Source organism: Methanobrevibacter sp. (genome assembly GCF_045577275.1).
Taxonomy (GTDB): Archaea; Methanobacteriota; Methanobacteria; order Methanobacteriales; family Methanobacteriaceae; genus Methanobrevibacter.
In genome coordinates, this window is record NZ_JAZNIB010000147.1 from 1 (window position 1) to 5,094 (window position 5,094).

General features: G+C 32.5%; 5 protein-coding genes. 1 reads left to right on the forward strand and 4 read right to left on the reverse strand.

The annotated features are described in order from the left end of the window. The first annotated feature begins 240 nt into the window (after positions 1-240). On the forward strand, positions 241-1,023 hold the full coding sequence (locus ACKI67_RS04450) for a hypothetical protein (protein ID WP_407462193.1): 783 nt from the start codon (positions 241-243) through the stop codon (positions 1,021-1,023). A 251-nt stretch (positions 1,024-1,274) separates the two neighbouring features. On the opposite strand, the gene ACKI67_RS04455 is transcribed toward ACKI67_RS04450, so the two are convergent. The 4 genes from ACKI67_RS04455 to ACKI67_RS04470 form a co-directional block, all read right to left on the reverse strand. Then, complete coding sequence (locus ACKI67_RS04455; protein ID WP_407462194.1) at positions 1,275-1,601, reverse strand: zinc ribbon domain-containing protein; 327 nt, start codon at positions 1,599-1,601, stop codon at positions 1,275-1,277. Between the two features lie 104 nt (positions 1,602-1,705). Further along, the gene (locus ACKI67_RS04460; RefSeq protein WP_407462195.1) at positions 1,706-2,923 is read right to left on the reverse strand and encodes a bifunctional 5,6,7,8-tetrahydromethanopterin hydro-lyase/3-hexulose-6-phosphate synthase; all 1,218 of its coding nucleotides are present in this window, start codon (positions 2,921-2,923) and stop codon (positions 1,706-1,708) included. Between the two features lie 227 nt (positions 2,924-3,150). Next, complete coding sequence (locus ACKI67_RS04465; protein WP_407462197.1) at positions 3,151-3,924, reverse strand: amino acid ABC transporter substrate-binding protein; 774 nt, start codon at positions 3,922-3,924, stop codon at positions 3,151-3,153. Between the two features lie 281 nt (positions 3,925-4,205). Then, positions 4,206-5,094 (reverse strand): His/Gly/Thr/Pro-type tRNA ligase C-terminal domain-containing protein (locus ACKI67_RS04470; RefSeq protein ID WP_407462198.1); only part of this gene is annotated, 889 nt, incomplete at its 5' end.

Genomic DNA, 5,094 nt, shown 5'->3' on the forward strand with positions numbered 1-5,094 from the left:
ATCATTATGTTTTTTATTTAAATTATTTTAATTCTTATAAATTTTTTAAAAAATTTTTATTTCCAATCGAATATTTTTAAATATTTTTAATTTTCATTCGAACTAAGGATTTTTTAAAAAATTTATATAATATAAATCATATAACTAATATCATAATGATATATTATTGACAAGTTTGTCATATGCTGCAAGTTTTGTCAATGAATTTTTGTTTATAGGTTACATTCTAGAGGGAATATTATGGATTTCGTAAAAGGTGTTGTTAAGAAATATTTTAGGTCTTATAACAGGACATTAAAAGATGGTACTAAAAAGACCTATAAAACAGAACAGGTACAGGTTACCGTATCTAAGTCTGACAATATCTTTGAAGATAAGGAAGAAGTCCTGATTTTACCTGCATCTCAAGCAGAAGATCTTGAAGAGCTTGATGAATTGCAATCCGCTTTAGAATTGTTCAACGCCATGTTGAAAGAGGAAAATGAAAAACTAACAACTGAGTTAGATACCTATAAAGAAGAATTGGATATTAGTTCCTCTAAAGTATCTGCACTTTCCGAAAAGTTGGACAAGTCTGAAGAAGAATTGATTGAATCCAGAAAAAGACTTGATGTCATAAGGGAAGATTGTTCAAGTTTGAAAGATCAACTTGAAGAAAACAAAAATACCATTTCCAGCTTAAGAAAACAGCTCGAAGATAAGAACTTCATAATCTCTGACTTGAACGATGATTTAAATCTGTTAAACGATAAATTAAATTCACAAAATAATAACAACTATCCAAATAATGATGGCTTTGTTGCAAATAATGATAGTAATAGTGAATTCATAAGTAATGAACAATTCACATCTACATCTTCCGCATACTCTTTTGATGATTATGTAGAATTGCAAAAGGAATACATCTCATTACTCAAAAAATATGAAAGATCTCAAGAAGACTTATACAATGAAAAAGTTAAGGTCATTCATTATAAAAATCTCTTGGACAAATTCAAGAGTTTCATTTTAAGAATACAATAATTTTTTTTAAACACTTATTGATTAAGTGATCTTTTTTTAATTGTTTATATTTTTAAAAATAGTTCTTATTTTAATAATTCTTATTCTATGATTATTATTTTATTAAATTTTAAAATTAGTAATTAACTTTTTTTTCTTGTCTTAAAGTTTTAAATAAAAATAGTAATTATAGAAGTTAAAACTTTAATAAAAATTAATAAAGACTAATAAAAACTTCTATAAAATGTTTTCAAAAAATACTTTTTTTTTAATCAGAACATGTCTCTTGCATTTCCTCTGTAACCCATTACTGGTTCCTCATCCTCATCGATTTCATCATCAGGATTTGGATTCCATCTTTTTAGGTTTGGCAAGAAGTTGCAAAGTATTCCTGTTGCTTCCTCTTCACGTAAATCAGGATTTCTTTTAAGCATTCTTTTCGCATGTCTGATAATCATTTCATTTATGGTTATGTCAGGTTCTGTAAATTCACCGTTTTGGAAGCAATCTTTACAGTAGTCCATATTTGGACTTCCATCTTCATTGGTTCCATAGTCGTTTCTTCCTATAGGTCTTCCACAAGAATTGCAAAATCCCATTCTATCACCTTTTCATAAAAATGTAATCAGAATTTATTTAAAAAAAATAGCTAATTAGAATAATCTAATTAGCTAAGGCTTTAATAATTTTAATTTCACTGAACTTAGATTTGTTCATCGTCTTCCATTACCACTCTCATGTGGTTTGGATCTACAGGCATTTGAGCTAAGAAATCTTCTGCAGCTCTTCTTGGGTCACCGGAACCGATGATGTATCTACCTGCGATGATGATGTCTGCACCTTTTTCAAATGCTTCAGGTGCTTTTTCTGGAGTTACTCCTCCAGCTACAGCAACTAAACCGCCAGTGATTTTCTTGATTTCCTTAATGTTACCCCAAGCACTTACGTCATCAAGGTTTTTGCCTTCTGCTCTAAGTTTACTTTCTAAGTCAACATTTCTGTGGAGAAGAACAATGTCAGGTAAGAACTCTTTGTTGAGTTTCTTGAGTTTTTTGGTGAAGTCATCTACATTCATCATATCGAGGATGGAGTAGATACCTTGTTTTTGACATTCGTGAATAGCCTTTTCAATGGATTCAATGGTTCCGAGACCGGAAATTGCTACTGCATCAGCAGTTTCATCTGCTGCCATCTTAACTTCCACTCTTCCTACGTCCAAGGTTTTCAAGTCAGCAATGATGAATCCACTTGGAGCTAATTCTCTGATCTTACCGACTACGCCAACACCGAATTTTTTAACAAGAGGAGTTCCTGCTTCAAGGAGGATTCTTTCTCTGTTAGGGAGTTGCTTGATGATTCTTTCCATAACCTCCATGTTGTCAAGGTCAAGAGCAACTTGCAAGTAAGGTGGTTCGTAGAGTTTGATTGCTTTGAATCCCATGATTGCGTGGGTTCCACGATCTTTTTCGTATAACACTTTATCAATATCCGGATATCCTTTTAATGCTCTTCTGATTGCAAGTTTGGTTGCAGCATAGTTGTATTGGTAAATTTTTCTGTAGTCTTTAGCAGCTGGGCTGATGAATACGCTTGCATTGATTACCCAATCTTCGACTTTGTCTTTAGGAATGATTCCTTCTTCTACACAATCAGCTACAGCTCTACCTACAGCAGTTTGAGCTGGTCCAAAGATTTTGCTTGCATCATCCAAGTCACCTACAGTTACCTTAGGAATGATGATGGTAGCTGGTTTGGTAATTAAGTTAGGTCTGATTACACTGAGTAATGGGGTGTGTCCAACAGATAATTGGCTTAATCCATTAGCGAAAGCGTTTCCTACAGGACCGTCTTTTTCACCAATAAGTAAATCAACGTGTGCTAATTCGTCTCCGTCTCCAATGAGAGCTTCTCCTATAAACATTTCATATCCTCCAATTTTAAGAATAAATTTATAATTATATTTTAATTTAAATCATTTATTTAGTTTAAATATCACCATATCATTTCTATAATATAGTAAGTATTTATACAATATAATTTATGATTTTAATACAATATATAGTTAAGTAATTATATTTTGAAAACAAGTAAAAAAATAAAAACAATAATTTTAAAAATTAATCTAAAATAAATAAAAAAAGAAAAAAATTATGGATGGATTACCCCTTCAGGGACTCCATAATCTTTATATTTTTGAGCTATCTTATCGATAGTTCCATCTTCATACATTTCATTTAAGGTTTTTTGGACTTGATCTCTCAATTCAGTATTGTCTTTGCTGAATCCAACACCATACTGTTCAATGGCTAATGGAGTTTCTAAGATCTTATAATCTTCCTCATTGTATTTTGTATTGATTATGTATTTCATGACTTCACGATCACCGAGAACAGCATCGCAGGTTCCAGATTCCAAATCCATAAATGAAGTGTCATATTCTGTAATTTCATTGATATTTTCAAAACTGCCCTTTAAGGTCTGATTGTTTTCAAGAGCTTCTATGGCACTGCTTCCCATTTCCACATCTATAGTTTTTCCTTTCAAGTCTTCAGCTGAAGAAATGGTGGAATCTGCTTTTACAACAAATACTTGGGAATTGTTGAAATATGGTTCACTCCAAGCGAAATTATCTTCTCTGCCATTTATTGTAAATCCGCTCCAGATACAGTCTATAGCACCTGAGTCAAGTTCAGCTTCTTTAGTGTCCCAATCAATTATCTGATGTTTTACAAATGTCCAATTGTTTCTGTCTGCGACTTCTTGGGCTAAGTCTAAATCGAAACCGGTCACTTCACCATTATCATCTGTATATTCAAATGGCGGAAATTCAACGAAATATCCGACAACGAAATTGGTTTCATTATTTTCAGCTGAGTCACCACCTAAAAAATCAAACCAACCTGCACTAACTGAGCTAATCATTAAAAATGAAATAAGTAAAACAGTTAAAACCATAACAACTTTCTTTAAATTAATCTTAAGCCCCTCCAATAAAAATTAAAACAATCCATATTTAATAAAAATCACTAATAAATTGTTCAATAATAATTGTTCATATTAGTATTTATTCAATTTAATATTTAAATATAGGATTGTTAATCAATTTAAGGTTTAAAAAGAGCATTGAAAAAAATAAATTTAGTTACTATACGAACAAATAAAAAGATGTTAAAAAAAAGAAATTATAAGTTGATTTAATCAACTTATTTGAAATTAATTCTTTCTGCAACGTTTCTTGGTAATGGAAGTCTTCTGAAAGGCATTCCTTTGGTTTCTTCCTTGACTGCTGCGATAAGTTCATCTGCAGTCATGTCAACCTTTTCACCAGTTTTTCTTACAGTTACATTATAATTGTCAGTTTCAACTTCCTTGTCACCGATTACAACGATGTAAGGGATCCATTCTTTGGAAGCGTTTCTGATTTTCTTACCGACTCTGTCATCACTGTTGTCTACATCTACACGGATGTCAGCTGCTGCAATCTTATCAGCCAATTCGTTAGCATAGTCTAAGTGCTTTTCACCGATTGGCAAGATCCTGACTTGTGATGGACTTAACCAAGCTGGTAACATTGGAGCTTTTCCATCTTCTTTTGCAGTGTTTTCAAGTAAACTGCAGATAACTCTTTCAACACTTCCGGTTGGTGAACAGTGTAAGATGATTGGGTTTTGAGCATCTTCGTTTTCGTCAACGTACTCGATGCCGAATCTTTTACCACTTTCAACATCTATTTGAACTGTAGGGTTTTCAATAGGTCTTCCTAAGTAGTCAATAGCTGCAAAGTCGATTTTGCAATCCCAGTAATGTTTTCTTTCAGGAATGATTTCTAAAAGCAATGGTTTACCGATTCTTTTTGCAGTTGCTTCCATCCATTCCTTATTGTTGTTGTAGAATTCTTCAGTTGCCCTAAAGATTGCTTCATAATTTACATCAAGGTCTACACCGGTTTGAACACACATGTCCACTTGAGCATCAAACTCTTCAAGAGCTTGAGGCATGTCAGCACAGAAGCTGTGCATATCAGGCATGGTGAATGCTCTTAATCTTTTAAGACCTACAACTTCTCCTCTTTTCTCGAATCTGAAACTGTAG